Here is a 26,206-nt window from a genome sequence, read left to right as displayed (position 1 = left end):
AGTGCCTGTATGGGCTTGAAATAAAACGAATCACCTACCGGTTTTTCATGTTCCTTTCACAAAATCGCGCTTACCCTCAACGGATCACAGATGGCGTCTTGATAGCGTCCAACCCGTCGGGCATGACAAGCAAAGTCAACCGATGTAATTTGTCACAAATTACTGGCAACTGCTTGATGCCGCTTTTGTTTTAGCGTCTACGCTGATGTTGGATCCAACGTTCAAGCCTGATAGTCTAATTTTTTTTTCAGTTCCGAGGTGCCCATGAGTCAGGCGTTTCTCCCCTTCTCTCGCCCGAGTATCGGCGATGAAGAAATTGCTGCGGTAGAGCAAGTACTGCGCTCTGGCTGGATCACTACCGGGCCGAAAAACCAGCAACTGGAAGAACACTTCGCCAACTATGTCGGCTGTCGGCATGCCGTCGCATTGTCCTCGGCCACCGGTGGCATGCACATTACTTTGTTGGCCTTGGGTATCGGTCCCGGTGACGAAGTCATCACTCCGTCCCAGACCTGGGTGTCGACCGCCAACATGATCTGCCTGCTCGGTGCGACGCCGGTTTTCGTCGACGTTGACCGCGACACGTTGATGAGCGACCTGGAGAGCATCGAAGCGGCGATCACGCCTCGCACCAAGGCAATCATTCCGGTGCATTACGCCGGCGCGGCATTCGACCTCGATCCGCTCTACGCTCTGGCCGACAAACATGGCATCACCGTCATCGAAGACGCGGCTCACGCGGCGGGCACTTTCTATAAAGGTCGGCATGTCGGCGCCCAAGGCACGGCGATCTTCTCGTTCCACGCGATCAAGAACATGACCTGCGCCGAGGGCGCGATGTTCGTCAGCGACGATGAAGCCCTGGCCAATCGGGTACGCATGCTCAAGTTCCATGGCCTGGGCGTCGACGCCTACGACCGCCTCACCCACGGCCGAAAACCCCAGGCCCAGGTGATCGAACCCGGCTTCAAGTACAACCTGGCCGACATCAATGCCGCCATCGCCCTGGTTCAGCTGGAACGCCTGGACGCGATCAACGCCAAGCGCACAGAGCTGGCCCAGACCTACCTGCAACGCCTTGAAGGCCTGCCGGTGCAACCGCTGGCCATTCCGGCCCATGCGCAACAGCACGCCTGGCATCTGTTCATCCTGCGCATCGACGCCGAACGTTGCGGGCTGGATCGCGAGGCGTTCATGAAGGCGTTGCAGGAACAGAACATCGGCACAGGTATTCACTTCATCGCCACCCACCTGCACACTTACTACCGGCAGCGTTTCCCCAACATCTACCTGCCCAACACCGAATGGAACTCGGCGCGGCTGTGTTCGATCCCGTTGTTCCCCGACATGACTACCGATGATGTCGATCGTGTCGTCGGCGCCATTGAAAAAACACTGGACAGAAGCCTGTGAAACCTTATCCGATCCGTTGCGTATCAATCGTCATCCCGGTCTATAACGAGGAAGACAGTCTGCCTGAGTTGCTTCGGCGCACCGAAGCGGCGTGCCAGCAACTGCATCATGACTACGAAATTGTGCTGGTCGACGACGGCAGCCGCGACAACTCGGCGCAAATCCTCGAGGACGCGGCCAGTCTCGACGGCAGCCCGGTGGTGGCGGTCATTCTCAACCGCAACTACGGCCAGCATGCGGCGATCATGGCAGGGTTCGAACAATGCAAGGGCGACGTGGTGATCACCCTCGACGCCGACCTGCAAAACCCGCCTGAAGAAATCCCGCGGCTGGTGGCTCAGGCTGAACTGGGCTATGACGTAGTCGCCACGGTGCGCAACAACCGTCAGGACTCGGCCTTGCGTCGCTGGCCGTCGAAGCTGATCAACCTTGCCGTGCAACGCTCCACCGGTGTTGCCATGAGCGACTACGGCTGCATGCTGCGCGCCTACCGCCGCACCATCGTCGACGCCATGCTCGCCTGCCGCGAACGCAGCACGTTCATCCCGATCCTGGCCAACAGCTTCGCCCGGCACACCACGGAAATTCTGGTGACCCACGCCGAGCGTGAACACGGCGAATCCAAATACAGCCCGATGCGCCTGATCAACCTGATGTTCGACCTGATCACCTGCATGACCACCACACCCCTGCGATTGCTGAGCATCGTCGGCTTCGGCATGGCCGGCCTCGGCGTGCTGTTCGCCATCGCGTTGATTGTGCTGCGCATGGCTTTCGGCGCCGGTTGGGCGGGCGGCGGTACGTTCGTCCTGTTCGCCGTATTGTTCGTTTTCACCGGCGGGCAATTCATTGGCATGGGCCTGCTGGGCGAGTACCTGGGCCGCATGTACAGCGACGTCCGGGCACGTCCACGGTTCTTTATCGAAAAAGTTTTACGTAGCACCCCTTCTGCTCCTGCCCCCGTTGTCACCGTTGACGGTCTCACTTCCACTTCTTCAGATCAGGTTCTCTCATGAGTGCAAAAGCTGTTGTCTTCGCTTATCACGATATTGGCTGTGCCGGCATCGAATCCCTGCTTGCCAGCGGTTTCGAGATTGCAGCCGTGTTCACCCATCCCGATGACCCGAAGGAAAATGCGTTCTATGGCTCGGTTGCGCAACTGTGCGCCCGTAAAGGCATCCCGGTGCACGCCCCGGAAGACGCCAACCACCCGCTGTGGATCGAGCGCATCAGCAAACTCAACCCCGAGTACCTGTTTTCGTTCTACTACCGCAACCTGCTGAGCGAACCACTGTTGGCCACGGCCAGCAAAGGCGCCTTCAACCTGCACGGTTCGTTGCTGCCTCGCTACCGTGGCCGCGCACCGGCCAACTGGGTACTGGTCAACGGTGAAACCGAGACCGGCGTGACCCTGCACCGCATGGTCAAACGTGCCGATGCCGGCGCCATCATTGCCCAGGAGCGGGTAGCGATCGAGCGCGTCGACACCGCGCTGACCCTGCACGCCAAATTGCGCCAGGCCGCCAGCGATCTGCTGCGCGACACCTTGCCTGCATTGCTTCAGGGCAAAATCAGCGAAACTCCACAGGACGAATCCAAAGCCACAGTGTTTGGCCGTCGCACCCCGGCGGACGGCAAACTGGTCTGGAGTAAACCTGCCGAAGAACTGTTCAACCTGGTCCGCGCCGTGACCCAACCTTACCCAGGCGCGTTCTGTGCCGTGGGCGAGCACAAGTTGATTGTCTGGAGCGCGGATGTCGTCAAGGGCAACGAAGGTCAGGCACCGGGCCGGGTTATCAGCGTCGATCCGCTGCGCATCGCCTGCGGCGAAGACTCGCTGGTGGTCAACGCCGGCCAACGCAACGACAACGGCCTGTACCTCAGCGGTCCACAACTGGCCAATGAGCTGGGGCTGGTCGACGGTTCTGTGCTGCGTGGCGCCGAATCGGGCCGTGCACCGCGTCGCACCCGCGTGCTGATCCTTGGCGTCAACGGCTTCATCGGCAATCACCTGTCCGAGCGCCTGCTGCGTGACGACCGCTATGAAGTGTACGGCCTGGACATCGGCTCGGACGCCATCGAGCGCCTGCGCAGCCATCCGAACTTCCACTTCGTCGAAGGCGATATCAGCATCCACTCGGAGTGGATCGAGTACCACATCAAGAAATGCGACGTGGTCCTGCCGCTGGTGGCGATCGCCACGCCGATCGAATACACCCGCAATCCGCTGCGTGTATTCGAACTGGACTTCGAAGAGAACCTGAAACTGGTTCGCTACTGCGTCAAATACAACAAGCGCGTGATCTTCCCGTCGACCTCCGAAGTCTATGGCATGTGCCAGGACGCCAACTTCGACGAAGACAGCTCCAACCTGGTGGTTGGGCCGATCAACAAGCAACGCTGGATCTACTCGATCTCCAAGCAGCTGCTTGACCGAGTGATCTGGGCTTACGGCCAGAAAGGCCTGAACTTCACCCTGTTCCGCCCTTTCAACTGGATGGGCCCACGCCTGGACCGTCTGGACTCGGCGCGTATCGGCAGCTCCCGGGCCATCACCCAGTTGATCCTGAACCTGGTGGAAGGCACGCCAATTCGCCTGTTCGACGGCGGCGAACAAAAACGCTGCTTCACCGACATCGCCGATGGCGTCGAAGCCCTGGCGCGGATCATCGACAACGACAACGATGTCTGCAACGGCCAGATCATCAACATCGGCAACCCGGACAACGAAGCCAGCATTCGTCAGCTGGGCGAAGAACTGCTGCGTCAGTTCGAAGCTCACCCGTTGCGCGACAACTTCCCGCCATTCGCCGGTTTCCGCGATATCGAAAGCAAGGCTTTCTACGGCACTGGCTATCAGGACGTGTCTCACCGCAAACCGAGCATCGCCAACGCCAAGCGTCTGCTTGACTGGGCACCCACCGTGGAGATGAAGGAAACCATCGGCAACACGCTGGACTTCTTCCTGCGCGAGGCCATGCTCGAAATCGCGGACAAAAAACGTTGATGCAGGCAGGCCTTCGAATCGATGTCGACACCTACCGAGGCACCCGTGAAGGGGTGCCGCGGTTACTCGAAATACTCGATGAAGCACAGGTCAAGGCGACGTTTTTCTTCAGCGTCGGGCCAGACAACATGGGGCGCCACTTGTGGCGCCTTATCCGTCCGCAGTTTCTCTGGAAGATGCTTCGTTCCAACGCTGCCGGCCTGTATGGCTGGGACATTTTGTTGGCAGGCACTGCGTGGCCGGGTAAACCGATCGGTCGGGACCTCGGGCACCTGATGCGTCAAGCCCAGGCGGCTGGGCATGAAGTCGGCCTGCACGCCTGGGATCACCACGGCTGGCAGGCCAATGCCGGACGCTGGAGCCAGGCGCAACTGATCGAGCAGATTCGTCGTGGCGTCGACAGCCTCAGTGACATCCTCGGCCAAAAAGTCGAATGCTCGGCGTCCGCCGGTTGGCGGGCGGACGAGCGTGTGATCGAAGCCAAGCAAGGTTTCGGCTTTCGCTACAACAGCGATTGTCGAGGCCAGCATATGTTCCAGCCAATCCTGACCAATGGTAGTCTGGGCGCACCGCAGATTCCGGTGGACCTGCCGACCTTCGACGAAGTGGTTGGCCCGACCGTTGCGGCCAAAGACTTCAACACCTTCATTCTTGAGCGGTTCTCCCCGCAAAAACTCAATGTCTACACTGTCCATGCCGAAGTAGAAGGGATTCTGATGGCCAACGATTTTCGCCAATTATTGGCCGATGCTCGCCAACGTGATATTCATTTCCAGCCCTTGGGCAATTTGCTTCCCGACGCCCCCGCCATCTTGCCGAAGGGCCGGGTTGTACGCGGCACCCTTGAGGGTCGCGAAGGTTGGCTAGGGGTTCAAGGCGCATGAGCAAACCCTGGGCATTGCCGTTATTACTGGTCGTTCTGCTGCTGGCGTACTTGTTGCCACTGGGCACCCACGGCCTATGGATTCCCGACGAAACCCGTTACGCCCAGATTAGCCAGGACATGCTCCTGAGCGGTAACTGGGTGTCGCCGCATTTCATGAGCCTGCGTTACTTCGAAAAGCCCATCGCGGGCTACTGGATGATCGCTATCGGCCAGGCGCTGTTTGGCGACAATCTGTTTGGCGTACGTATTGCCTCGGTGCTGAGCACCGGGCTGAGCGTGTTGCTGTGCTACCTGATCGCTCACCGGCTGTGGAACGAGCCGCGCAAGAGTTTTGCCTGTGCGCTGCTGTACATGAGCTTTGCGATCATCGCCGGGCAAGCCGGCTACGCCAACCTCGATCCGCAATTCACCTTCTGGGTAAACCTGAGCCTGGTGGCTTTGTGGTTTGCGCTGGACAGCACCAGCCGTGGCCAGCGTCTGCTCGGCTGGACTGTACTGGGGCTTGCCTGTGGCATGGGTTTCATGACCAAAGGCTTCCTCGCCTGGGCGTTGCCGGTGTTGATCGCCCTGCCCTGGGTGCTCTGGCAGAAACGCTGGCGGGAACTGCTGACTTACGGCCCGGTGGCGATTATCGTCGCCATCGCGGTGAGCCTGCCGTGGGCCTTGGCGGTGCACGCGCAGGAACCCGATTACTGGCGGTTCTTCTTCTGGCACGAACACATTCGCCGCTTCGCCGGGGATGACGCCCAACACGATGCGCCATGGTGGTTCTACCTGCCGCTGCTGGTAGCGTTCAGCCTGCCATGGGCGGCGTTGCTGCCATCGGCGCTGAAACAGGCCTGGCAGACCCGGCGTCAGGCCAACATCGCTTTCCTGCTGCTGTGGTTGCTGATGCCCTTGCTGTTTTTCAGCCTGAGCAACGGCAAGCTGCCGACCTACATCATGCCCTGCCTGCTGCCTCTGGCGTTGTTGCTGGGCCATGCCCTGGCGGACCGACTGAAGCTGGAACAAGGCCGGGTGCTGGGGATCAATGGCCTGCTGAACATGACGCTGGGCCTGATCGTCCTGATTGCGCTGGTTTATCTGCAACTGAAAAAACCGCTGTACACCCACGAACTGCACAACCTGGTATTGGTGTTCATCGGGTTGATCGGCTGGATCATGGCCAACCTGCTGCAGGCCTTCCGTCCCTTGCAATGCTGGGCGGCACCGGCTTTTGGCAGTTTGCTGCTGATCGGCGTGCTGCCGGCCGGCATGCCGGATTCGGTGGTGGCTAACAAGATGCCCGACCAGTTCATCCTCCAGCACGCCCCGGAACTGGCGCAGACCGACAAGCTGTTGAGCAACGACCTGGGCGCTGCCTCGGCCCTGGCCTGGCGCTTGAAACGCCCGGAGGTGGCGTTGTACAACACGATAGGCGAATTGAAATACGGCCTCGACTATCCTGATCCAGATGCAATACAGCAGCGGGTCGATCTCGAGCACGTGCAACAGTGGATGCGCGAAGCGCGTCAGAGTGGTTCGGTCGGCGTGGTGATGCGGGTCAAAGGGGATGACGAACTGCAAGAAATCGAACTGCTGCCCAAGGATGGCAAACGTTATGAACAAGGCAACCTGGTGATCCTGATCTTCCCTCGGGATGCGTCATGAGCCTGTTGCTGCTACTGACCGCCTGCCTGCTGACTTGCCTTGGCCAGATCGCCCAGAAGTACGCCGTGGAAAGCTGGCGTGGCAAGACCTCGGGTTGGGGCGAGAAACTGCGTTCGCCCTGGCTGTGGCTGGCGCTCGCCTCTCTGGGGCTGGGTTTGCTGGTCTGGCTGCTGGTGTTGCAGCGCCTCGAAGTCGGTATCGCCTATCCCATGCTCAGCCTGAATTTCGTGCTGATCACACTGGTCGCCCGTTTCGTCTTTCACGAAGTCATCGACCGCCGTCACTGGTTGGGCGTGGCGCTGGTGATTGGTGGCGTGGCGTTGCTGGGGCAACACGCATGAGCCTGCGTCGCGGAATCGCCTTTGCCATGGGCAGCGTAGTGCTGGGCACCGCCGCGCAGTTGGGCATGCGCTGGAGCATGACTCGCTTGCCACATCCTGAACAGTGGTTAGCGGCCTTGAGCAGCGGCAGCGTCGATATGCCCGCTGTGATTGTCGTACTGGCCGCCATCCTCGCCTATGCCGTGTCGATGCTCACCTGGCTCGCGGCCCTGCGGGATGTGCCGCTGGGTCGGGCCTATTCGCTGCTGAGCATCAGCTACGCGCTGGTGTATGTGCTGGCCGCCAGCCTGCCACTGTTCAACGAATCCTTCAGTCTTTCAAAAACCCTGGGAGTGGCGCTGGTCATCCTGGGGGTCATTACTATTAATTCTCGACCTGCTCGCGCGCCCGAACTTAGGAGTGCATCATGAAAATCAGTGTATTTGGTAGCGGTTACGTTGGTCTGGTGCAAGCCGCCGTCCTGGCTGAAGTCGGCCATGACGTAGTGTGCATGGACATTGACGAGAAAAAAGTTGCGTTGCTGCAACAAGGCCACGTCAGCATCTTCGAGCCGGGGCTGGCCAGCCTGGTGCGTGAAAGCCTGGATGCCAAGCGGCTGCACTTCACCTCGGACGAAAAGTTCGCGGTGCAACATGGCCAGGTGCTGTTCATCGCCGTCGGCACACCGTCCCGGGAGGATGGTTCGGCGGATCTGCAATACGTGTTGTCCGTGGGTGAAGCGGTCGCGCGTCATCGTGAACAGCCGGTGATCCTGGTGGAGAAATCCACGGTGCCGGTGGGCACCGGCGATACGCTGCGCGCCCATATCGACCAGTACCTGCTCAAGGCCGGCCGTCAGCTGCAGTTCGATATCGTTTCCAACCCGGAGTTTTTGAAAGAAGGTTCGGCCGTGGCCGATTGCCGGCGCCCGGACCGCATCATCATCGGCTGTGAAGGCGATGAAGTGCGCGACGTGATGCGCGACCTCTATGCACCGTTCAACCGCAACCATGACCGCGTCATGTTCATGGACCTGCGCAGCGCCGAGCTGACCAAATACGCCGCCAACTGCATGCTGGCGACCAAAATCAGCTTCATCAACCAGATCGCCGAACTGGCCGAACACCTGGGTGCCGACATCGAATCGGTACGGCTGGGCATCGGTGCCGACTCGCGTATTGGTTACCACTTCATCTACCCCGGCTGCGGTTACGGCGGCTCGTGTTTCCCCAAGGACATGCGCGCTCTGATCCACAGTGCCGAAGAAGCCCACTGCAACAGCGACCTGCTGCAAGCGGTGGAAGCCATCAACGAGCGGCAGAAACACAAACTGTTCGAACGCATCAACGCGTTCTACAAGGGTGATTTGCGCGACAAGACCTTCGCCGTTTGGGGCCTGGCCTTCAAGCCCAACACCGACGACATGCGCGATGCGCCGAGCCGGGTGCTACTGGAATCGCTGTGGGCTGCGGGGGCCAATGTACGGGCGTTCGACCCGGAAGCCATGCAGGAAACCCAACACCTTTATCCTGACGAACCGAAGCTGATGCTCATGGGCACGCCGGAATCAGTCCTTTCGGGTGCCGACGCCTTGATCATCTGCACCGAATGGCAGCAGTTCAAGGCGCCAGACTTCGACCTGATCCAGCAACGCCTGAATGCACCGGTGATTTTCGACGGACGTAACCTGTACGACGCAGAGCGCCTGGCCCGCAGCGGCTTCCTGTATTTCCCGATGGGCCGTGGTGAATCCCGCAAATTGCCAATTCCCCTTCAGCAATGGCCATCGGCCTCAGGCGTCGCGTGAGTACGGTATCGCCCAGCATTCGTCGGCAGTCCTTAGGGTTCGGGCTGCTGACGTTCATGCTGTTCATCGCGGGGGTCTATCAGCAAACAGCAATCGGTTTCGATTCGCGGTTCGTGCTGTTCGCCCAGGAGATGCTGCGCCACGGGCCGTCGTTTTTCCCGACCACCTATGGCCAGCCCTATGCCGATTACTCGGCGCTGTCTACGGTGTTTGTCTGGCTGTTGTCCCTGCCGTTCGGTCAGGTCAATAGCCTCACCGCGTGGTTGCCGACTGCCATCGGCGCTGCGGTGATCGTCACGTTGATGTACCGGTTGGTCGCGCCCTGCTCCACACGCTGGGCGCTGCTGAGCATCGCGTTGATGTTGCTCACCAGTACATTTGTCACTGAAACCCGTGCCGTGTCCCAGGACCTGATGCTGGCGGCCGTGGCCTTTTCGGTGTTCTACCTTGGGTACGCCGCCGATCATTTCGCGATGCCCCGTCGGTGGCCGCTGATTTTTGTGCTGCTGCTGTTGGGCTTCGGGATTCGCGGGCCGATCGGGCTGGTTATCCCCACCGGTATGTTGTGCAGCTACTACCTGCTCAATCGCCAATGGTCACGGTTGTTCGGTTTTGGCCTGTTGGCGGCGGTGTTGTTGGTGGTGTGCGTTGGCGCACTGCTGTGGCTGGCCGAAGCCAGTGGTGGAACGGCCTTCATGCATGACGTGGTGCGCATGCAGTTCATGGGGCGCATGGACGGCAGTGAAGGCGTCAGTGGTTCGCTGTATTACTTCACCGCTTCGTTTGGCAACTATGCGCTCGCTTATCCATTGGCACTGCTGGTATTGGCCGCGGTCTGGCTGACGAATCCACGGCAGGCAGGTCCGGCATTACGCTTGTTGCAATACTGCACGGCGGCCGGGTTGATCGTGATGATTGGCTTATCGATTCCCCAGGCGAAAAAGGCCCGTTACCTGCTGCCGATGCTGCCCATGGCAGCGATCATTGCGGCGTACCCGTTTCAGGTGGCGCAAGGTCGGGTATTCGGTTGGTTGCGGGGTTTGATGCAAGGGCTGTGGTTGGTGATACCGGGGGTGTTGATTGTCGCATTGCTGATCATTCAGCGGCGTCTGCCAGCACAACCTCCTGCCTTTGTGCCGGTATTGATCGTGCTTGCGGCTCTGCAAGTCATCACGCTGGCGGCTTGGTTTCGCGCTCGCTGGCGAGCCGAGGTGCTGGCCTGTTGCGCAGTCCTCGCGCTGTGGTCGGTTTATATCCTGGTATATGAACCGGTCGAACGTCAGCTTTACGATACGCAAGCCTTCAGCCGAGCCACGTTCGCAGAGATTCAAAAAGCTCCGGCGCCGTTGGTGCTGCACGGCATGGGCAAAGACGCCAAGGCGATCAAGTTCATGGTCAATATCGAGCAGGACTTTCAACCGGTGTTCACCGAATCGATTCAGGAGCTGGAAGCCCTCTCGGGGCCGGCCTGGCTGATGATGGACCGAAACGACTACAACGCCTTGCAAGGCACTCCGCTGGGTGCCCAGCCACCGGTATTGAGCGGACGTTTCGATAAAAACGATTTCGTATTGCTGCACACGCCGCCCTTGTAGGAACTGCCGCAGGTTGCGATCTTTTGATGGTTTCGATGTTGCTGAAGAGCAAGATCAAAGATCGCAGCCTGCAGTAGCTCCTGCGTATCCATGTATTGTCCGTTAGTTACTGTTAACCACACTTGAACGCCTACGTTTGAGGTTAAACCGGCGCCTTCAAATCCACCCCCAGCGCCTGGGCAAACGCCTTCACCAACGGACTGCGCACAGTGTTGTGGCGCAGGATCAGATTGAACGGCGTGACGATGTTGATCAGGTCCGGACGCACCGCCCGAAACTGTCCCTGAGCCACCAGGTTTGCCGCGTAATGCTCGGGCAGAAAACCGACGAAACGGCCCGTCTTGACCAGCAGCGCCACGGCTTCCACTTGAGTCGCCGAAGCGGAAAAGCTGTCGTAGCGGGCAAAATTCAGTTTGTCCCGATGGATCGCGTAGCGATGGTTGATGCACTCGTAATCCTGCAGCACATTGCCGCCCATGTCCGCCTCCGGCACCGAGAACAGCGGATGACCGACAGCGCAATACACGTACGAGCGTTCTTCATACAGCGGGAAGTAATCGAACTCTTCTCTTTTTTGATAAACCGGCACGATCCCGGCCACTAACCGCCCCTCGACCACGCCTCTTTCCACTTCATCTAACTGCGATGCCTGAAGTTGAAATCTTACTTTCGGCGACTCTTCATTTATTCTTCTAAGCGCCGCAACTAACGGAGAATTTGAATCCGTAATTGTATTATCAATGACGCCCACCCCAAGATCGCCAATAAGTTCATTCTGAGCTGAACTAAGCCGATCACGAAAGTTATCGACCGAGGCAAATAAATCGATCGAGGCCTGATACACCAGACGCCCTTCTTCGGTCAGGTGAAACCCTTCCCGTCCCCGGGTACACAGACGCATACCGATGCGAATCTCAAGGTCGGAAATCTGTTTGCTGATGGCCGCCAAGCCCACGTTCAGCTCATTCTGCGCCGCACTGAAGCCGCCAGCCTCGACCACGGCCTTGAATACTTTGAGCAGTTTGAAGTCCAGGCCGCTGAGGGCCAACGGCGCCCGATGTACCGTTTTTAACGGCGGGTTACCGGAATTGGAAAGTGGGGTTTCCATAATGCTTATTTACCTCTGGCGCCCTATTCAACAACCTGTGTCCAACAACAAAAACAGTGCTGGCTAATAATAATGAACACAGAAAACAAAGCTTGGCAACCGTTAATAAATTCCGCCAATCAGTGCCAACTCACTGATTTCGAACTATTAAAAGCTGACACTTCGATCAGCTCTCGCAACGAAGCAACTGCCCTCTTGAACACTGCTCAGCCATGACCACACCTGAATGATTTCCGGGAAGTGTTTCAGGCTCTGCACACCGATTTCAGTTCGCGTTACCGACGAGGAAAACAACAATGTCTCAAACCACCGACCGTCTCTGGGGTGCCCGCTTCAAGAGCGGCCCGTCCGAAGCCCTGGCGGCCCTGTCCCGTTGCCCCGAGCGCTACTTTCGCCTCACCCCGTATGACCTCGCCGGTTCCAAGGCGCATGCCCGGGAATTGCAGCGCGCCGGTCTTCTGAGCGAGCAGGAAACCCAGACCATGCTCGACGCCCTGCAGCGCATCGGTGATGACTTCCGTGCCGGCAGCATCGCGCCGACCCTGGACGACGAAGACGTGCACACCTTCATCGAGCGCCTGCTGACCGAACGCCTCGGCGCACTGGGCGGCAAACTGCGCGCCGGCCGTTCGCGCAACGACCAGACCGCCAACGACCTGCGGCTGTTCCTGCGTGATCACGTCCGTACTTTGGCCGTTGAAGTGCTGGCCTTGCAGCAAGCACTGGTGGAGCAGGCCGAGCAACACGTCGAGAGCATCTGCCCGGGTTTCACTCACTTGCAACAAGCCCAGCCGATCGTGTTCGCTCACCACTTGCTGGCCCACGCCCAATCGATGCTGCGCGACGTGCAGCGTCTGGTGGACTGGGACGCGCGCACCTCGCTGTCGCCACTGGGTGCAGCGGCCATGGCCGGTTCCGCCATCGCTCGCCTGCCCCAGCAGTCGGCCAAGGAAATGGGCTACAGCGGCGTGTGCGAAAACTCCATCGACGCCGTGGCCAGCCGCGATCACGTCGCCGAGTTCCTGTTTATCGCCAGCATGCTCGGGATCAACATTTCCCGCCTCGCCGAAGAATTCTGCCTGTGGTCGTCGCGGCAGTTTCGCTGGGTCGCTTTGGACGATGCCTACGCCACCGGCAGTTCGATCATGCCGCAGAAGAAAAACCCGGACATCGCCGAACTGGCCCGGGGCAAGGCTGGCCGCCTGATCGGCAATCTGACCGGCCTGCTGTCGACGCTCAAATCCCTGCCGCTGTCCTACAACCGTGACTTGAGCGAAGACAAAAACGGCGTGCTCGACAGCGTCGACACCCTGCTGCTGGTGCTGCCGGCCATGGCCGGGATGGTCGCGACCATGAAGGTCAACGTCGAAGAACTGCGCCGTCAGGCACCGCTGGGTTTCACCCTTGCCACCGAAGTCGCCGACTGGTTGGCAGTGCGCGGCGTGCCGTTCAAGGAAGCGCATGAAATCACCGGCGCATTGGTCCAGGCCTGTGAGAAACACGACATCGAACTGTGGGAAGCCTCTCCGGCGCTGCTGGCCGAGATTGATCCGCGCCTGACACCTGAGGTGCGCGACAGCCTGACCCTCGAAGCCGCCATCGCCGCCCGCAGTGGCTGGGGCGGTACCGCGCCGCAACAGGTGCGCGAGCAGATCGGCCGACTGAAAACCGCCCTTGTCGCGCAGCACGAGTGGACCGAGAACTATCAGGGCTTCCGCCTCTGATAGACAACGCAAAACCTTGTAGGAGCCGGCTTGCTGGCGATGGTGTGTCAGCTGAATTGATGTCGACTGACACTCCATCGCCAGCAAGCCGGCTCCTACAAGGGGATTGTGCTTGATCTGAAAGAACAGTGTACGGAGAACCAACATGAGCCAGACACAGGCAGAACGACTCCAGGCGGAGCGCAAACTGGCGGAAAACCAGTTCGATATCACCCAGTACCAACACGTGCCACGGCGTTACTACGGGCGGATTTTCTTCGCCAGCGTCATCGTCATTGCGATTATCGGCCTGGTACGAGCCTTCGCCGAAGGCAAGATTGAATGGTCGTACATCGGCCAGTTCCTCACTTCGCAAGCGATCATGTGGGGCTTGCTCAACACCATCGTCATGGCGGTGCTGGCGATGGCGCTGGGCATTGTCTTCGGGGTGATCACGGCGATCATGCGCATGTCGGCCAACCCGATCCTGCGCTATGTGGCGCTGACCTACACCTGGCTGTTCCGTGGCACGCCGCTGATCCTGCAGCTGTTGCTGTGGTTCAACCTGGCGCTGATCTTTCCCACCATCGGCATCCCCGGCCTGTTCGAAATGGACACCGTGAGCCTGATGACGCCCTTCGTCGCCGCCCTCCTCGGCTTGAGCATCAACCAGGGCGCCTATACCGCCGAAGTGGTGCGTGCCGGCCTGTTGTCGGTGGACACCGGCCAGTACGAAGCCGCCAAGTCGATCGGCATGCCGCGCCTGCAAGCGCTGCGCCGGATCATCCTGCCCCAGGCCATGCGGATCATCATTCCGCCGGTCGGTAACGAATTCATCGGCATGGTGAAAATGACCTCCCTGGCGAGCGTCATCCAGTACTCGGAGCTGCTCTACAACGCGCAGAACATCTACTACGCCAACGCACGCGTGATGGAGCTGCTGATCGTCGCCGGTATCTGGTACCTGGCCACCGTCACCGTCCTGTCCTTCGGTCAAAGCCGTCTGGAGCGTCGTTTCGCTCGCGGCGCCGGCAAGCGTTCTTGAGGAGCCCAACATGAGAAGCATCGTCAAGGCCGTGAGCCTGAACAAGTATTACGACCATTTCCACGCGCTCAAGGACATCAACATCGAGGTCGAGCAAGGTGAAGTGCTGTGCATCATCGGCCCGTCCGGCTCCGGCAAAAGCACCCTGCTGCGTTGCGTGAATCAGCTGGAAAAAATCGACAAGGGCGGCCTGTGGGTCGACGGCGAACTGGTGGGTTACCGGATCGTCGGCAACAAACTGCACGAGCTCAACGAATCGCAGATTGCCCGCCAGCGCCTGGCCACCGGCATGGTGTTCCAGCGTTTCAACCTGTTCCCGCACATGACTGTGCTGCAAAACATCATCGAAGGGCCGTGCCAGGTGCTCAAGCGTTCGCCCAAAGAGGCGCACGAAGAAGCCGTGGAACTGCTCGCTCGCGTCGGCCTGGCCGACAAGCGCAACAGCTACCCGATCGAACTGTCGGGTGGTCAGCAACAACGTGTCGCTATTGCCCGTGCATTGGCCATGCGCCCCAAGCTGATGCTGTTCGATGAACCCACTTCGGCACTCGACCCGGAACTGGTCGGAGAGGTGCTGTCGGTGATGCGCGATCTGGCGCAAACCGGCATGACCATGATCGTCGTCACCCATGAACTGGGCTTCGCTCGCGAGGTTTCCAACCGCATGGTGTTCATGGACGGCGGGCAGATCGTGGAGGCTGGAAGCCCCGAAGAAATACTAATAAGTCCGCAAAACCCACGCACCCAAAGCTTCATTTCTGCCGTTCGAACCTAAGCGCCCTTTGGCGCTCACAACACTCATAAGAGAACGACCATGAAGAACCTAGTAATCCCAGCAGTACTTGCCAGTGTCCTGGCATCCGGTTTCGCCTTCGCTGCCGAGTTGCCGGCCAGCATCAAGGACAAGGGCGAGATCGTTGTTGCGATCATGCCGAACTACCCGCCGATGGATTTCAAGGACCCGGCCACCAACACTCTCACCGGCCTTGACTATGACCTGGGCAACGCCCTGGCCGAACGTCTGGGCGTGAAGATCAAATGGCAGGAAACCGGCTTCGAGCAAATGATCAACGCGCTCACGACCGACCGCGTAGACATGGTGCTGTCGGGCATGACCGACACCGCCGAGCGTCAGGCCAGCGTGACCTTCGTCGATTACTTCACCAGCGGTCCGCAGTTCTACACCTTGCAGAAAAACAAGGACACCAACGAGATCGTCGACTTGTGCGGCAAGAAAGTCGGCACCAGCCGCCGTACCACCTTCCCGGCGGAAATCGCCGCGTGGAGCAAGGAAAACTGCGAAGCCGCCGGCAAACCTGCGATCAACGTGATCGGCACCGAAGGCTCGGCCGACGCCCGTGCGCAACTGCGTCAGAGCCGTATCGACGCGGCCATGCAGGGCAGCGAAACCCTGCCGTACCTCAAGACCCAGGAAAAGGACATGTACAAAACCGTGGGACTGCCGATCTCCAAGCAGTTCTCGGGCATGGGTGTGAGCAAGAAAAAAACTGAGCTGAGCGAAGCGGTGAAAATCGCGTTGCAAAGCATGATCGATGACGGCAGCTACCAGGCAATCCTGAAGAAATGGGACCTGGAACTGGGCGCGATCAAGACCGTGACCATCAACGCCGGCAAGTAACACGGTTCGTAGCAGCTGCCTCGCGGGCTCGGCAGCTGCTACGGGTGTTTCAACTATTAATTCTGGAGCGCCATACGATGTCCTCCTCGCTGCAACCCACCTGGCCCGACCAGCACCAGGCCTGCCTCGCCCTGGCCTTCGACCTCGATGGCCCCACCGGCGATGCCATGCTTAACGGCTCGATCTGGCGCAAGCCCGAGTATTTCGGTTTCGGCGGTTACGGCCCCTATCGGGCGCTGCCGCGGATTCTCGATCTGCTGGATGAGTTCCGCATCCCGACCACGTTTTTCGTTCCGGCCTGGGTCGTGGAGAACTGGCCGAAACAGTGCCAGGCGATTGTCGAGCGCGGGCATGAGGTGGCCTATCACGGCTACAAACACGAATCTTTTTACGCCCTGACGCTGGAGCAGCAGAAGGACGTGATGCACAAATCCCGCGAGGTGTTCTGGAAGTACCTGAACATCCGCGCTGAAGGTTTCCGCACGCCGTCCGGCGACTGGCGGGCCGAAACGCCGGCCATGCTGGTGGAAGCCGGCGTGACCTATTCCAGCAGCATGCGCGGCGATGACCGGCCCTACCTGGTCAAGGTGCCGGGCTTCGATACACCACTGGTGGAAATCCCCGGCCGCTGGGAAATGGACGACTACGCCTCCCTCGCCTACACCCGCGCACCGGACTTCCCTTCCGGGCTGGACCGAACCGCCAGCTACGAACTGACCCTCGATAACTGGTGCCGCGAGTTCGATGGCGCCATGGCTGAAGGCCTGTGCCTGACCACCCTGTTCCATCCCAAGATCACCGGCAAACCGGGCCGCATCCTGTTACTGGAAAAACTCTTCGAACACATGCGCCAACGCGATGACGTGTGGTTCGCCACCTGCCGCGATGTCGCCCACTGGTGGCTGAAGGAGCATCACCATGGCTGATTCCATTGTCTGGCCCAACGGCTACCGCTGCGCCGTGGTGCTGACCGTCGATTACAACGACATCCACGGCATCCTCACCCAGGCGCCGGAAGTCGCCGGGCGCGACAAGACCTTGTCGGTGTGGCGCTACGGCACCCAGCGCGGGGTCGAGCGTTTGCTTGGCGTGTTAGCAGAACTGGGGGTTTCCAGCAGCTGGTTCGTGCCCGGCATCGTTGCCGAGGAAAACCCGCAACACCTACGGGCGATCCAGGCCGGCGGGCACGAGATTGCCTGCGCCGGCTACCGCCATCAGCACTACGACCACCTGACCCTGGCCGAGCAAAGCGCCGAAATCGCCAAGGGCTGCGCGGCCTTGAGCGCGCTGACCGGTCAGCGTCCGACAGGCTTTCGCATTCCCGCCGGCAATGGCGCACCCGGCTTCATCGAGGCGTTGCGCGAGCACGGTATCCGTTGGTCCTCGTCATGGCGCGGCGATGATTTGCCCTTCGCTCACCCGACGGCGCCCGAGGTGATCGAACTGCCGTTGCACTACGAACTGGAGGACGAGCCCTATTTCGCCTTCAACCTCAGCCCGGCGGTGCCACCGGCGCAATCGCGCATCGCCTCTTACAGCCACACCCTTGGCAATCTGAAGATGGACTTCGCCGGGTTTCACCGATTCGGCTTGTGTTACGTGCTGCGGCTGCACCCGGAAATCATCGCCACGCCAGGGCGGATCGGCGTGTTGCGCGAATTGCTGCAAAGCATTCAGCAGCACGATGACGTGTGGATCGCCACCGGTGCCGAAGTGGCTCAGTGGTGGGCAGAGTCGGCGGCGCCGGTGACCGAGGATCACCCGGCCGCTGTGTACGAGCGTCATTATCGGGATTACGGCGTATGAGAGATCAGGATGGGGTTATGCGAATGGCGCGGCTGGCGCAGTTCTGCGTCGATACCCGTTTCGAAGAGTTACCTGCCGCGTTGGTGGAGCAAGCCAAGCGACACATTCTCGACACCTTCGGCGCAGCCCTGGCCGGAGCCGGCAGCGATGTCGCCAGACAGGCGCGTCAGGTGTTCAAGGGAGAAGCCGGCAGCACGTTGGTCTGGGGCACCGGTCAGCGAGTCGGCGCGGCGCAAGCCGCCATGCTCAACGGCATCGCCGCGCATGCCCTGGAGCTGGACGATACCGGCGGCTGCGACCATTCCGGCGCGGTGGTGCTGCCGGCGGTGATGGCGGCGCTGTCGATGTCAACGAAGCCAGTAGACGGCCGCGAACTGATCACTGCCGTGGTGATCGGCTACGAAATCGGCCGTCGGGTGCTCGAAGCCTGCGGCAGTTACTCGGCCCATAACGGCGCCGGTTGGCACTCCACGGCGACGTGCGGAGTGTTTGGCGCGGCGGCGGCCAGTGCACGGATTCTGGGGCTGGATGCGCAACAAACCTTATCGGCACTGGGCATCGCCGGCAGCTTCAGTGGTGGTCTGTGGGCGTTTATCCATGACGGCTCGCAAAGCAAAAGACTCCACAGCGGACGCGCCGCCGAAGGTGGATTGCTGGCCGCGCGGTTTGCTCAACAAGGCATCACCGGGCCGACAAAACTGTTCGACGACGTCTGGGGCGGTTTCCTCAGGACGCTCGCGGCGGACACCGCCGCGCCCGAGGCGTTGGACGCCGAACTGGGCCACGTATGGAAACTCGCGCGCTGCTCGATCAAGCCCTATGCGGCTTGCCGTGGGACCCATTCGGCGATCGACGCATTGGGCCTGTTGCTCGATCAATTGCAGGTCAGCGCCGAGCAGGTCGAGGACGTTCAGGTATCGCTGTGCGGATTCCTTCAAGACATGTGCGGTGGCCAGGACGTCAGCACGTTGCCGGCGGCGCAGATGAGCCTGCGTTATGCCCTGGCGGCCCGGCTGCTCCATGGGCATTGCCGATTGGAAGCCTACGACGATGAACAGCGCCGCCACCCGCGGATTGCGCACTGGATGTCGCGTATTCGCCTTGAAGTCGACCCGCATCTGTCCGAGGATGGCGAGCCTGTCGTCAGCGTGCGGACCGTGGACGGTCGGCAAGCGAGCCTGTGCGTTGAGGTGCCGTTGGGGGCGCCGGGCAATCCGCTGAGCGATGCGGCGCTGGAGGAAAAATTCTTCAGCCTGGCCGGACGGGTGATACCGCTGCAGCAGGCAAAAGAGCTGCTGGAGCAGTTGTGGCGGCTGGAAGAACTGGAGTCGGTTCGGGCACTTGATCGGTGGCTGAGTTGAGCCTGGCGTCGCGCGTCGAACACCACAGAATCTGAATAAGGACATTTACCCCACCGTGGCCACTTACTCCCTCGTTATCCGCCGGCTGATGATCTGCTCGCTGACCATCGTCGTCAGTCGCGCCATCACCAGCCCGTTGCTCACGCTGTTCCTGAGCACCAAGCTCGGCCTCAACCAACAGGACGTTGGCCTGTTGCTGGGCATCGCGGTGTTTATCGCCACCCTGCTCGCGCTCTATGGCGGTTACATCATCGACCGCCTCGAAAAGCGTCGTCTGTTGATCCTCGCCATGCTGTCCAGTGCCATCGGCTTCGTGCTGCTGACCTTTGCCGAAAACCTCTACCTGACCACCGCCACCCTGGTGATCACCGAAACCGCCTCGGCGCTGTTTCTGATCGGGTCCAAGGCGATTCTCAGCGAAAACCTGCCCATGGGTCAGCGCGCCAAGGCCTTTTCGCTGCGCTACACCCTGACCAACATCGGCTACGCCACCGGCCCGATGCTCGGTGTGGTGATCGCCGGCGTGTACCCGATTGCCCCGTTCCTGATCGCCGGCGGCATCGCGTTCTTCAGCATTTTCCTGATGAGCGGCATTCCCAAGGACCCGGCCCAGATACCCGCCATCGGCCAGCCCCAAAGCTTTCTCAAAACCCTGGTCACCCTGAAAAACGACCGCACGCTGATCATGTTCACCTGCGGCTGCCTGCTCAGCACCGTGGTCCACGGTCGTTTTACCTTGTACCTGTCGCAATACCTGCTGGTGACCCACGACTCCAAACGAGCGCTGGAAACCATGGCCGCCCTGCTCGCCTGCAACGCCATCAGCGTGATCCTGCTGCAATACCAGATCGGCCGGTTTCTCAAACGCGAACAACTGCGTTACTGGATTGTCGGCGGCAGCAGCCTGTTCATCCTCGGCTTGATCGGTTTCAGCCTGGCCGACGGCCTGGTGAGCTGGTGCATCGCAATGTTCATTTTCACCCTCGGCGAAATGATCATTTACCCGGCCGAATTCCTCTTCGTCGACACCCTGGCCCCGGAAGAACTGCGCGGCAGCTACTACGGCGCGCAGAACCTCGCAGCCCTCGGTGGTGCGCTGAGCCCGGTGATCTGCGGCTTCTTGCTGATGCACACGCCCGCGCCCACCATGTTCTACGCCCTGAGCGCGTTGACGGCGATGGGCGGTTTTCTCTGTTTCATGAGCGGTCGACGCGTCGCGATACTGCAAAAATAATGCATTGAAGCTGCATTAATATGAATTTGTCAGTATCGGTAATGACCGGCACACTGTGCGCCGTTCCTCCCCCAATAGTTGGAACCACTTCAAGGGCTTTCCGGGTATCCGGACAAGCCTTTTTTTTGCCCTGGTTTTTGTCAAAGGATCGATGTTCGTCATGCTCGCTCACTGGTTGCCCGCCGCCATCAACACCCGCCCCTCCGAATGGAGCCGTGCCGCCATCGGCATGGCCATGGGGACGATGTTCAGTGTCTGGGTGTGCGGCCAGGTGTTCGGCATCGACGTGGCGCTGCATCTGATAGGTCCGTTGGGCGCGTCGGCGGTATTACTGTTCGCCGTGTCCTCGGGTGCGCTGGCCCAGCCGTGGTCGATTCTTGGCGGTTACCTTTGCGCGGGGGTGATCTCGCTGCTGGTCGCTCACGTACTCGGCCGCACCCTCGGCAGCGCCTGCCTCGCGGCGGGCATGGCGCTGATTCTGATGTGCTGGCTGCGTTGCCTGCACCCACCCGCCGGGGCGCTGGCGCTGCTGATGGTGCTGGCAGACCCGGCGACCATCGCCATGGACTGGAAAGCCCTCGGCCCGGTAATGCTCAGTGGCTCGACGATGCTGCTCAGCGCGTTGGCGTACAACAACTTCACGCGCATTCGTTACCCCAAGCGTCCCGCCGAACCGGCCCCGCTTATGCCCGCGGCCGACAGCCAGGCGATCACCGCCGAAGATCTGCGACGGGCACTCGCCGACATGGAGGCCTTCTACGACGTCACCCCTGAAGACCTCGAGCAGTTGATTCATGCCAGTGAATTGCATGCCAAGCGCCGCAGTATCGGTGAAGTGCTGAGCAGCAGAACCTAAAGGCATCTTTGTGGCGAGGGGGCTTGCCCCCGTTGGGTCGCGAAGCGGCCCCAAAACCTGCTAACGAATTTTTCCAGGCATAGCTCATTGCCCTTATCTGCGACTGCTACGCAGTCGAACGGGACGGTGCGGCGATCCGACAAGCCCCCTCGCCACAAATTCAAGGTTGATTCAAAACGGAGTCAGGCTGCCGAAGGCTGCGATCTTTTGATTTTGCACTAAGGTAAAAATGCAGAAAGAACCTGCACGTATCTCGGTTGTACAGGGCAAATTTGCACTGTTACGATCCTGCATCGCTCGCGCGCGAGCTTCTCTATAAAGAACAATAAAAGCAGGGAGTTAGTGATGACTGCTCAGGTTTCATCCCCGGGGACACCGTCCATGGATGCCACGCAAAACGAAGTGTTGGCCGAGGTTCGCAATCACATCGGTCACCTGACCCTCAACCGCCCCGCCGGCCTCAACGCCATTACCCTGGACATGGTCCGCAGCCTGCAACAGCAACTCGATGCCTGGGCACAGGATCCGCAGGTGCATGCGGTGGTGTTGCGCGGTGCTGGCGAGAAAGCCTTCTGTGCCGGCGGCGATATCCGCTCGCTGTACGACAGCTTCAAAAGCGGCGACACGCTGCACGAAGATTTCTTCGTCGAGGAATACGCCCTCGACCTCACGATCCATCACTACCGCAAACCGGTCCTGGCCTTGATGGACGGCTTTGTCCTGGGCGGCGGCATGGGGCTGGTGCAAGGCGCCGATTTGCGAGTGGTCACCGAGCGTAGCCGTCTGGCGATGCCGGAAGTGGCCATCGGTTATTTCCCGGACGTCGGCGGCAGCTACTTCCTGCCGCGCATTCCCGGTGAGCTGGGCATCTATCTCGGCGTCAGCGGCGTGCAGATCCGCGCCGCCGATGCGCTCTATTGCGGCCTGGCCGACTGGTATCTGGAGAGCGCCAGCCTGGGCGAGCTGGACGAGCGACTCGACCATCTGGAATGGCACGACACCCCGCTCAAGGACCTGCAAGGCGCGCTGGCGAAACTCGCCGTGCAGCAACTGCCGGCAGCGCCGCTGGCGGCGCTGCGGCCGGTCATCGACCACTTCTTCGCCCTGCCCGATGTGCCGAGTATGGTGGAACAACTGCGTGCAGTGACCGTCGCCGACAGCCATGAGTGGGCCATGGCCACCGCCGACTTGCTGGAAAGCCGTTCACCGCTGGCCATGGGCGTGACTCTGGAAATGCTGCGGCGCGGTCGGCACCTGAGCCTGGAACAGTGCTTCGCCCTCGAACTGCACCTGGATCGCCAGTGGTTCGAACGCGGCGACCTGATCGAAGGCGTGCGCGCCTTGCTGATCGACAAAGACAAGAACCCGCGCTGGAACCCGCCGACCTTGCAGGCGCTGGACGCCGAGCACGTCGCGAGTTTTTTCACCGGGTTTGACCAGAGCGGGAGCTGAGCCATGCACGATATCGAATTGAGCGAAGAACAAGTGATGATCCGCGACATGGCCCGGGATTTTGCCCGCGGCGAAATCGCGCCCCACGCACAAGCCTGGGAAAAGGCCGGCTGGATCGATGACGGTCTGGTGGCGAAGATGGGGGAACTGGGTCTGCTGGGCATGGTGGTGCCCGAGGAATGGGGCGGCACCTATGTCGACTACGTGGCCTACGCGCTGGCGGTGGAAGAGATTTCCGCCGGTGACGGCGCCACCGGCGCGCTGATGAGCATCCACAACTCTGTCGGCTGCGGGCCGGTGCTGAACTACGGCACCGAAGAGCAAAAACAGCAATGGCTGCCGGACCTCGCCAGCGGCCAGGCCATCGGTTGCTTCTGCCTGACCGAACCGCAAGCCGGTTCCGAAGCCCATAACCTGCGCACCCGCGCCGAACTGCGCGACGGCCAGTGGGTGATCAACGGCGCCAAGCAATTCGTCAGCAACGGCAAACGGGCGAAGCTGGCAATCGTTTTCGCCGTGACTGATCCGGAGTTGGGCAAGCGTGGCATCTCGGCATTCCTGGTGCCGACCGAAACAGCGGGGTTCATCGTCGACCGCAGTGAACACAAGATGGGCATCCGCGCTTCCGACACCTGCGCCGTCACCCTGAACAACTGCACCGTCCCTGAAGCCAATTTGCTGGGTGAACGCGGCAAAGGCCTGGCCATCGCCCTCTCCAACCTCGAAGGCGGCCGCATCGGCATCGCTGCGCAAGCCCTGGGCATCGCCCGTGCGGCGTTCGAAGCGGCGCTGGCTTACGCGCGGGATCGGGTGCAGTTCGACAAGCCGATCATCGAACACCAGAGCATCGCCAATATGCTGGCCGACATGCAGACCCGACTGAACGCCGCGCGCCTGTTGATCCTGCACGCCGCGCGCTTGCGCAGTGCCGGCAAGCCGTGTCTGTCGGAGGCTTCACAGGCCAAGCTGTTTGCTTCGGAGATTGCGGAGAAAGTCTGCTCGTCGGCGATTCAGATTCATGGCGGGTATGGGTATCTGGAGGACTACCCGGTGGAGCGTTACTACCGGGATGCGCGGATCACGCAGATTTATGAAGGGTCGAGCGAGATACAGCGGATGGTGATTGCCCGGGAACTCAAGAACTACCTGATCTAAAAAGCTTCGCGGGCAAGCCTCGCTCCTACAGGGGAATGCATATCCTCTGTAGGCGCGAGCGGTGCGGCGATCCGACTTGCCCGCGAATACGTCCGTGAGAACGCTACATCACTTGCCTTGGAATTCGGCCTCACGCTTGGCAATAAACGCCGCCATCCCTTCCTTCTGATCCTGCGTGGCAAACGCCGCATGGAACACCCGGCGCTCAAAACGCACGCCTTCGGACAGGCTGACTTCAAAAGCGCGGTTGACGCTTTCCTTGATCATCATCGCAATCGGCAGTGATTTCTTCGCAATCAGCGCCGCGACTTTCAGCGCTTCGTCCACCAGATCATCCGCCGGCACGATGCGCGCCACGATCCCGCAACGCTCGGCTTCCACCGCATCGATCAAGCGCCCGCTCAAGCACATTTCCATGGCCTTGGCCTTGCCCACGGCGCGGGTCAGGCGCTGGGTGCCGCCCATGCCCGGCAATACGCCGAGGTTGATTTCCGGTTGGCCGAATTTTGCATTGTCGCCGGCCAGGATGAAGTCGCACATCAGCGCCAGTTCACAGCCACCGCCCAAGGCGAAACCGTTGACCGCGGCAATGATCGGCTTGCGGCGGTTAGCCACGCGATCGCTGTCGCTGAACAGATCATCGAGGTAGATCTGCGGGTAAGTCAGCTCGGCCATTTCCTTGATATCGGCACCGGCGGCGAAGGCTTTTTTCGAGCCGGTCAACACGATGCAACCGATGTTCGAATCGGCTTCCAGGCCATCGAGGGCGTGGTTCAGTTCACTGACGATTTGGGCATTCAACGCGTTCAAGGCTTGCGGACGGTTGAGGGTGATCAGGCCGACACGGCCGTGGGTTTCCAGCAAAATCGTTTCGTAGTTCAGCTCTTTATTGCTCACAGACGGGACTCCTTCTCAAAGATTGCGCGAAATGACCATGCGCTGAATGTCGCTGGTGCCTTCGTAGATCTGGCACACCCGCACGTCGCGGTAGATCCGCTCCAGCGGGAAGTCGTTCAGGTAACCGTAACCGCCAAGGGTTTGCAACGCCGAGGAACAAACCTTTTCGGCCATTTCCGAGGCGAACAGTTTTGCCATCGACGCTTCGACCAGCGCCGGTTTGCCGCTGTCGCGCAATGCCGCCGCGTAATGCACCATCTGCCGGGCCACGGCGATCTGGGTGGCCATGTCGGCCAGGCGGAACGCTACCGCCTGGTGCTCGATGATCGGCTTGCCGAAGCTCTCGCGTTCGCGGGCGTAGTCGCGGGCCGCTTCGAATGCGGCGCGGGCCATGCCCACCGATTGCGAGGCGATGCCGACACGTCCGCCTTCGAGGTTAGCCAGGGCGATCTTGTAGCCTTCGCCCTCCTCACCCAGTCGATTGGCCACCGGCACTTTCACATCCTCGAAGAGGATCTGGCAGGTATCAGAGGCGTGCTGGCCGAGCTTGTCTTCGACCCGCGCGACTTTATAGCCCGGCGAATCGGTGGGCACGATCAGCGCGGTGATCCCGCGTTTGCCGGCACTCGGGTCAGTCACCGCAAACACAATCACCACCCCGGCGTTTTGCCCGGAAGTGATGAACTGCTTGCAGCCGTTGAGCACGTAGTGATCGCCTTCCAGCCGGGCACGGGTTTTCAGGCTGCTGGCATCGGAGCCGGCTTGCGGTTCGGTCAGCGCAAACGCACCGAGCATCGCGCCGCCGGCCAGCGGTTTGAGGAAACGTTCTTTCTGGTCGTCGTTGCCGAACTTGAGGATCGGCACGCAACCCACCGAGTTGTGCACGCTCATGATGGTCGAGCAGGCGCCGTCGCCGGCAGCGATTTCTTCCAGGGCCATGGCGTAAGCCAGGTATCCGGTGTCACAACCGCCCCACTGCTCCGGCACCAGCATGCCGAAGAAGCCCAGGTCAGCCATCTCGCTGATGGCTTCCTTGGGGAAGCGATGTTCGCGGTCCCATTCGGCGGCGAACGGTTTCAGCCGTTCCTGGGCAAACTGCCGGGCCGCGTCGCTGATCTGAAGTTGTTCGTCGTTGGGGATCATGCCAATTCCTTAAAAATCAAGTTGAAACGCAAGACCTGTGGGAGCGGGCTTGTGTGGCGAGGGAGCTTGCTCCCGTTCGACTGCGCAGCAGTCGCAAAGCTTTTGGGGCCGCTTCGCGACCCAGCGGGA

The 26,206-nt window shown here is 60.5% G+C and carries 23 protein-coding genes; 20 read left to right on the top strand and 3 right to left on the bottom strand.

The annotated features are described in order from the left end of the window. The first annotated feature begins 264 nt into the window (after positions 1-264). The 9 genes from arnB to LOY28_RS14000 are packed head-to-tail and all read left to right on the top strand — an operon-like array spanning position 265 to position 10,678. A complete protein-coding gene (arnB, locus tag LOY28_RS14040; protein ID WP_018925835.1) occupies positions 265-1,413 on the top strand; it encodes a UDP-4-amino-4-deoxy-L-arabinose aminotransferase in 1,149 nt (382 codons plus the stop codon). Next, positions 1,410-2,429, top strand: a complete 1,020-nt coding sequence (gene arnC / locus LOY28_RS14035) for an undecaprenyl-phosphate 4-deoxy-4-formamido-L-arabinose transferase (RefSeq protein WP_258614310.1) — start codon at positions 1,410-1,412, stop codon at positions 2,427-2,429. The genes arnB and arnC overlap by 4 nt, the downstream gene beginning before the upstream one ends. After that, the gene (gene arnA, locus LOY28_RS14030; protein WP_258614309.1) at positions 2,426-4,420 is read left to right on the top strand and encodes a bifunctional UDP-4-amino-4-deoxy-L-arabinose formyltransferase/UDP-glucuronic acid oxidase ArnA; all 1,995 of its coding nucleotides are present in this window, start codon (positions 2,426-2,428) and stop codon (positions 4,418-4,420) included. Before arnC ends, arnA begins: the two co-directional genes overlap by 4 nt. Then, entirely contained in the window at positions 4,420-5,304 is an 885-nt protein-coding gene (arnD, locus tag LOY28_RS14025) for a 4-deoxy-4-formamido-L-arabinose-phosphoundecaprenol deformylase (RefSeq protein WP_111453311.1), read from the top strand. The genes arnA and arnD overlap by 1 nt, the downstream gene beginning before the upstream one ends. Then, entirely contained in the window at positions 5,301-6,956 is a 1,656-nt protein-coding gene (gene arnT / locus LOY28_RS14020) for a lipid IV(A) 4-amino-4-deoxy-L-arabinosyltransferase (protein WP_018925831.1), read from the top strand. The genes arnD and arnT overlap by 4 nt, the downstream gene beginning before the upstream one ends. Continuing rightward, positions 6,953-7,297: a 4-amino-4-deoxy-L-arabinose-phosphoundecaprenol flippase subunit ArnE gene (gene arnE, locus LOY28_RS14015; protein ID WP_018925830.1), complete on the top strand. Its 345-nt coding sequence runs from the start codon at positions 6,953-6,955 to the stop codon at positions 7,295-7,297. Before arnT ends, arnE begins: the two co-directional genes overlap by 4 nt. Beyond that, a complete protein-coding gene (arnF, locus tag LOY28_RS14010; protein ID WP_019578860.1) occupies positions 7,294-7,707 on the top strand; it encodes a 4-amino-4-deoxy-L-arabinose-phosphoundecaprenol flippase subunit ArnF in 414 nt (137 codons plus the stop codon). The genes arnE and arnF overlap by 4 nt, the downstream gene beginning before the upstream one ends. After that, on the top strand, positions 7,704-9,083 hold the full coding sequence (locus tag LOY28_RS14005; RefSeq protein WP_018925828.1) for a UDP-glucose/GDP-mannose dehydrogenase family protein: 1,380 nt from the start codon (positions 7,704-7,706) through the stop codon (positions 9,081-9,083). Before arnF ends, LOY28_RS14005 begins: the two co-directional genes overlap by 4 nt. After that, positions 9,056-10,678: a glycosyltransferase family 39 protein gene (locus LOY28_RS14000; protein WP_258614305.1), complete on the top strand. Its 1,623-nt coding sequence runs from the start codon at positions 9,056-9,058 to the stop codon at positions 10,676-10,678. Before LOY28_RS14005 ends, LOY28_RS14000 begins: the two co-directional genes overlap by 28 nt. 142 nt (positions 10,679-10,820) lie before the next feature. Here the strand turns inward: LOY28_RS14000 and LOY28_RS13995 are convergent, their stop codons facing one another. Then, the gene (locus LOY28_RS13995) at positions 10,821-11,786 is read right to left on the bottom strand and encodes a LysR family transcriptional regulator (protein ID WP_026286387.1); all 966 of its coding nucleotides are present in this window, start codon (positions 11,784-11,786) and stop codon (positions 10,821-10,823) included. A gap of 296 nt (positions 11,787-12,082) precedes the next feature. Here LOY28_RS13995 and argH point away from each other — a divergent pair, with 296 nt between their 5' ends. The 11 genes from argH (at position 12,083) to LOY28_RS13940 (ending at position 24,037) form a co-directional block, all read left to right on the top strand. Further along, the gene (argH, locus tag LOY28_RS13990; RefSeq protein WP_258614304.1) at positions 12,083-13,510 is read left to right on the top strand and encodes an argininosuccinate lyase; all 1,428 of its coding nucleotides are present in this window, start codon (positions 12,083-12,085) and stop codon (positions 13,508-13,510) included. Positions 13,511-13,655: 145 nt separating this feature from the next. Continuing rightward, positions 13,656-14,534: an amino acid ABC transporter permease gene (locus LOY28_RS13985; RefSeq protein WP_018929142.1), complete on the top strand. Its 879-nt coding sequence runs from the start codon at positions 13,656-13,658 to the stop codon at positions 14,532-14,534. A 10-nt stretch (positions 14,535-14,544) separates the two neighbouring features. Further along, positions 14,545-15,309, top strand: a complete 765-nt coding sequence (locus LOY28_RS13980; RefSeq protein WP_018929141.1) for an amino acid ABC transporter ATP-binding protein — start codon at positions 14,545-14,547, stop codon at positions 15,307-15,309. 39 nt (positions 15,310-15,348) lie between these two features. Beyond that, a complete protein-coding gene (locus LOY28_RS13975; RefSeq protein WP_018929140.1) occupies positions 15,349-16,173 on the top strand; it encodes an ABC transporter substrate-binding protein in 825 nt (274 codons plus the stop codon). Positions 16,174-16,250: 77 nt separating this feature from the next. Further along, positions 16,251-17,099: a polysaccharide deacetylase gene (locus LOY28_RS13970; RefSeq protein WP_018929139.1), complete on the top strand. Its 849-nt coding sequence runs from the start codon at positions 16,251-16,253 to the stop codon at positions 17,097-17,099. Continuing rightward, the gene (locus LOY28_RS13965; protein WP_018929138.1) at positions 17,092-17,979 is read left to right on the top strand and encodes a polysaccharide deacetylase; all 888 of its coding nucleotides are present in this window, start codon (positions 17,092-17,094) and stop codon (positions 17,977-17,979) included. The genes LOY28_RS13970 and LOY28_RS13965 overlap by 8 nt, the downstream gene beginning before the upstream one ends. 17 nt (positions 17,980-17,996) lie before the next feature. Then, entirely contained in the window at positions 17,997-19,340 is a 1,344-nt protein-coding gene (locus tag LOY28_RS13960) for an MmgE/PrpD family protein (RefSeq protein WP_258614303.1), read from the top strand. A 55-nt stretch (positions 19,341-19,395) separates the two neighbouring features. Next, on the top strand, positions 19,396-20,574 hold the full coding sequence (locus LOY28_RS13955; protein ID WP_258614302.1) for an MFS transporter: 1,179 nt from the start codon (positions 19,396-19,398) through the stop codon (positions 20,572-20,574). 160 nt (positions 20,575-20,734) lie between these two features. Further along, positions 20,735-21,430, top strand: a complete 696-nt coding sequence (locus LOY28_RS13950) for an HPP family protein (protein WP_086944471.1) — start codon at positions 20,735-20,737, stop codon at positions 21,428-21,430. Positions 21,431-21,775: 345 nt separating this feature from the next. Continuing rightward, positions 21,776-22,882: an enoyl-CoA hydratase/isomerase family protein gene (locus LOY28_RS13945; RefSeq protein WP_192379116.1), complete on the top strand. Its 1,107-nt coding sequence runs from the start codon at positions 21,776-21,778 to the stop codon at positions 22,880-22,882. A gap of 3 nt (positions 22,883-22,885) precedes the next feature. Further along, the gene (locus LOY28_RS13940; RefSeq protein ID WP_018929133.1) at positions 22,886-24,037 is read left to right on the top strand and encodes an acyl-CoA dehydrogenase family protein; all 1,152 of its coding nucleotides are present in this window, start codon (positions 22,886-22,888) and stop codon (positions 24,035-24,037) included. 108 nt (positions 24,038-24,145) lie between these two features. On the opposite strand, the gene LOY28_RS13935 is transcribed toward LOY28_RS13940, so the two are convergent. Beyond that, positions 24,146-24,919, bottom strand: coding sequence for an enoyl-CoA hydratase (locus LOY28_RS13935; protein ID WP_019649661.1), 774 nt, complete (start codon positions 24,917-24,919; stop codon positions 24,146-24,148). A 30-nt stretch (positions 24,920-24,949) separates the two neighbouring features. Continuing rightward, entirely contained in the window at positions 24,950-26,077 is a 1,128-nt protein-coding gene (locus LOY28_RS13930) for an acyl-CoA dehydrogenase (protein ID WP_019649660.1), read from the bottom strand. Positions 26,078-26,206: the final 129 nt, after the last annotated feature.

This window comes from Pseudomonas sp. B21-017 (assembly GCF_024749245.1).
GTDB lineage: Bacteria > Pseudomonadota > Gammaproteobacteria > Pseudomonadales > Pseudomonadaceae > Aquipseudomonas.
Note: the sequence above shows the minus strand (reverse complement) of the source record. Positions and strands in the feature narration are given on the sequence as shown.

Bases quoted from the DNA above. Each gene is read 5' to 3' on its own strand.
- LOY28_RS13930 (WP_019649660.1), bottom strand. From the start codon at position 26,077: ATGATCCCCAACGACGAACAACTTCAGATCAGCGACGCGGCCCGGCAG.
- LOY28_RS13970 (WP_018929139.1), top strand. From the start codon at position 16,251: ATGTCCTCCTCGCTGCAACCCACCTGGCCCGACCAGCACCAGGCCTGC.
- LOY28_RS14000 (WP_258614305.1), top strand. From the start codon at position 9,056: ATGGCCATCGGCCTCAGGCGTCGCGTGAGTACGGTATCGCCCAGCATT.
- arnF (WP_019578860.1), top strand. From the start codon at position 7,294: ATGAGCCTGCGTCGCGGAATCGCCTTTGCCATGGGCAGCGTAGTGCTG.
- arnT (WP_018925831.1), top strand. From the start codon at position 5,301: ATGAGCAAACCCTGGGCATTGCCGTTATTACTGGTCGTTCTGCTGCTG.
- arnB (WP_018925835.1), top strand. From the start codon at position 265: ATGAGTCAGGCGTTTCTCCCCTTCTCTCGCCCGAGTATCGGCGATGAA.
- LOY28_RS14005 (WP_018925828.1), top strand. From the start codon at position 7,704: ATGAAAATCAGTGTATTTGGTAGCGGTTACGTTGGTCTGGTGCAAGCC.
- arnA (WP_258614309.1), top strand. From the start codon at position 2,426: ATGAGTGCAAAAGCTGTTGTCTTCGCTTATCACGATATTGGCTGTGCC.
- LOY28_RS13945 (WP_192379116.1), top strand. From the start codon at position 21,776: ATGACTGCTCAGGTTTCATCCCCGGGGACACCGTCCATGGATGCCACG.
- LOY28_RS13985 (WP_018929142.1), top strand. From the start codon at position 13,656: ATGAGCCAGACACAGGCAGAACGACTCCAGGCGGAGCGCAAACTGGCG.
- LOY28_RS13960 (WP_258614303.1), top strand. From the start codon at position 17,997: ATGCGAATGGCGCGGCTGGCGCAGTTCTGCGTCGATACCCGTTTCGAA.
- argH (WP_258614304.1), top strand. From the start codon at position 12,083: ATGTCTCAAACCACCGACCGTCTCTGGGGTGCCCGCTTCAAGAGCGGC.
- arnE (WP_018925830.1), top strand. From the start codon at position 6,953: ATGAGCCTGTTGCTGCTACTGACCGCCTGCCTGCTGACTTGCCTTGGC.
- LOY28_RS13940 (WP_018929133.1), top strand. From the start codon at position 22,886: ATGCACGATATCGAATTGAGCGAAGAACAAGTGATGATCCGCGACATG.
- arnD (WP_111453311.1), top strand. From the start codon at position 4,420: ATGCAGGCAGGCCTTCGAATCGATGTCGACACCTACCGAGGCACCCGT.
- LOY28_RS13965 (WP_018929138.1), top strand. From the start codon at position 17,092: ATGGCTGATTCCATTGTCTGGCCCAACGGCTACCGCTGCGCCGTGGTG.
- LOY28_RS13950 (WP_086944471.1), top strand. From the start codon at position 20,735: ATGCTCGCTCACTGGTTGCCCGCCGCCATCAACACCCGCCCCTCCGAA.
- LOY28_RS13975 (WP_018929140.1), top strand. From the start codon at position 15,349: ATGAAGAACCTAGTAATCCCAGCAGTACTTGCCAGTGTCCTGGCATCC.
- LOY28_RS13995 (WP_026286387.1), bottom strand. From the start codon at position 11,786: ATGGAAACCCCACTTTCCAATTCCGGTAACCCGCCGTTAAAAACGGTA.
- LOY28_RS13980 (WP_018929141.1), top strand. From the start codon at position 14,545: ATGAGAAGCATCGTCAAGGCCGTGAGCCTGAACAAGTATTACGACCAT.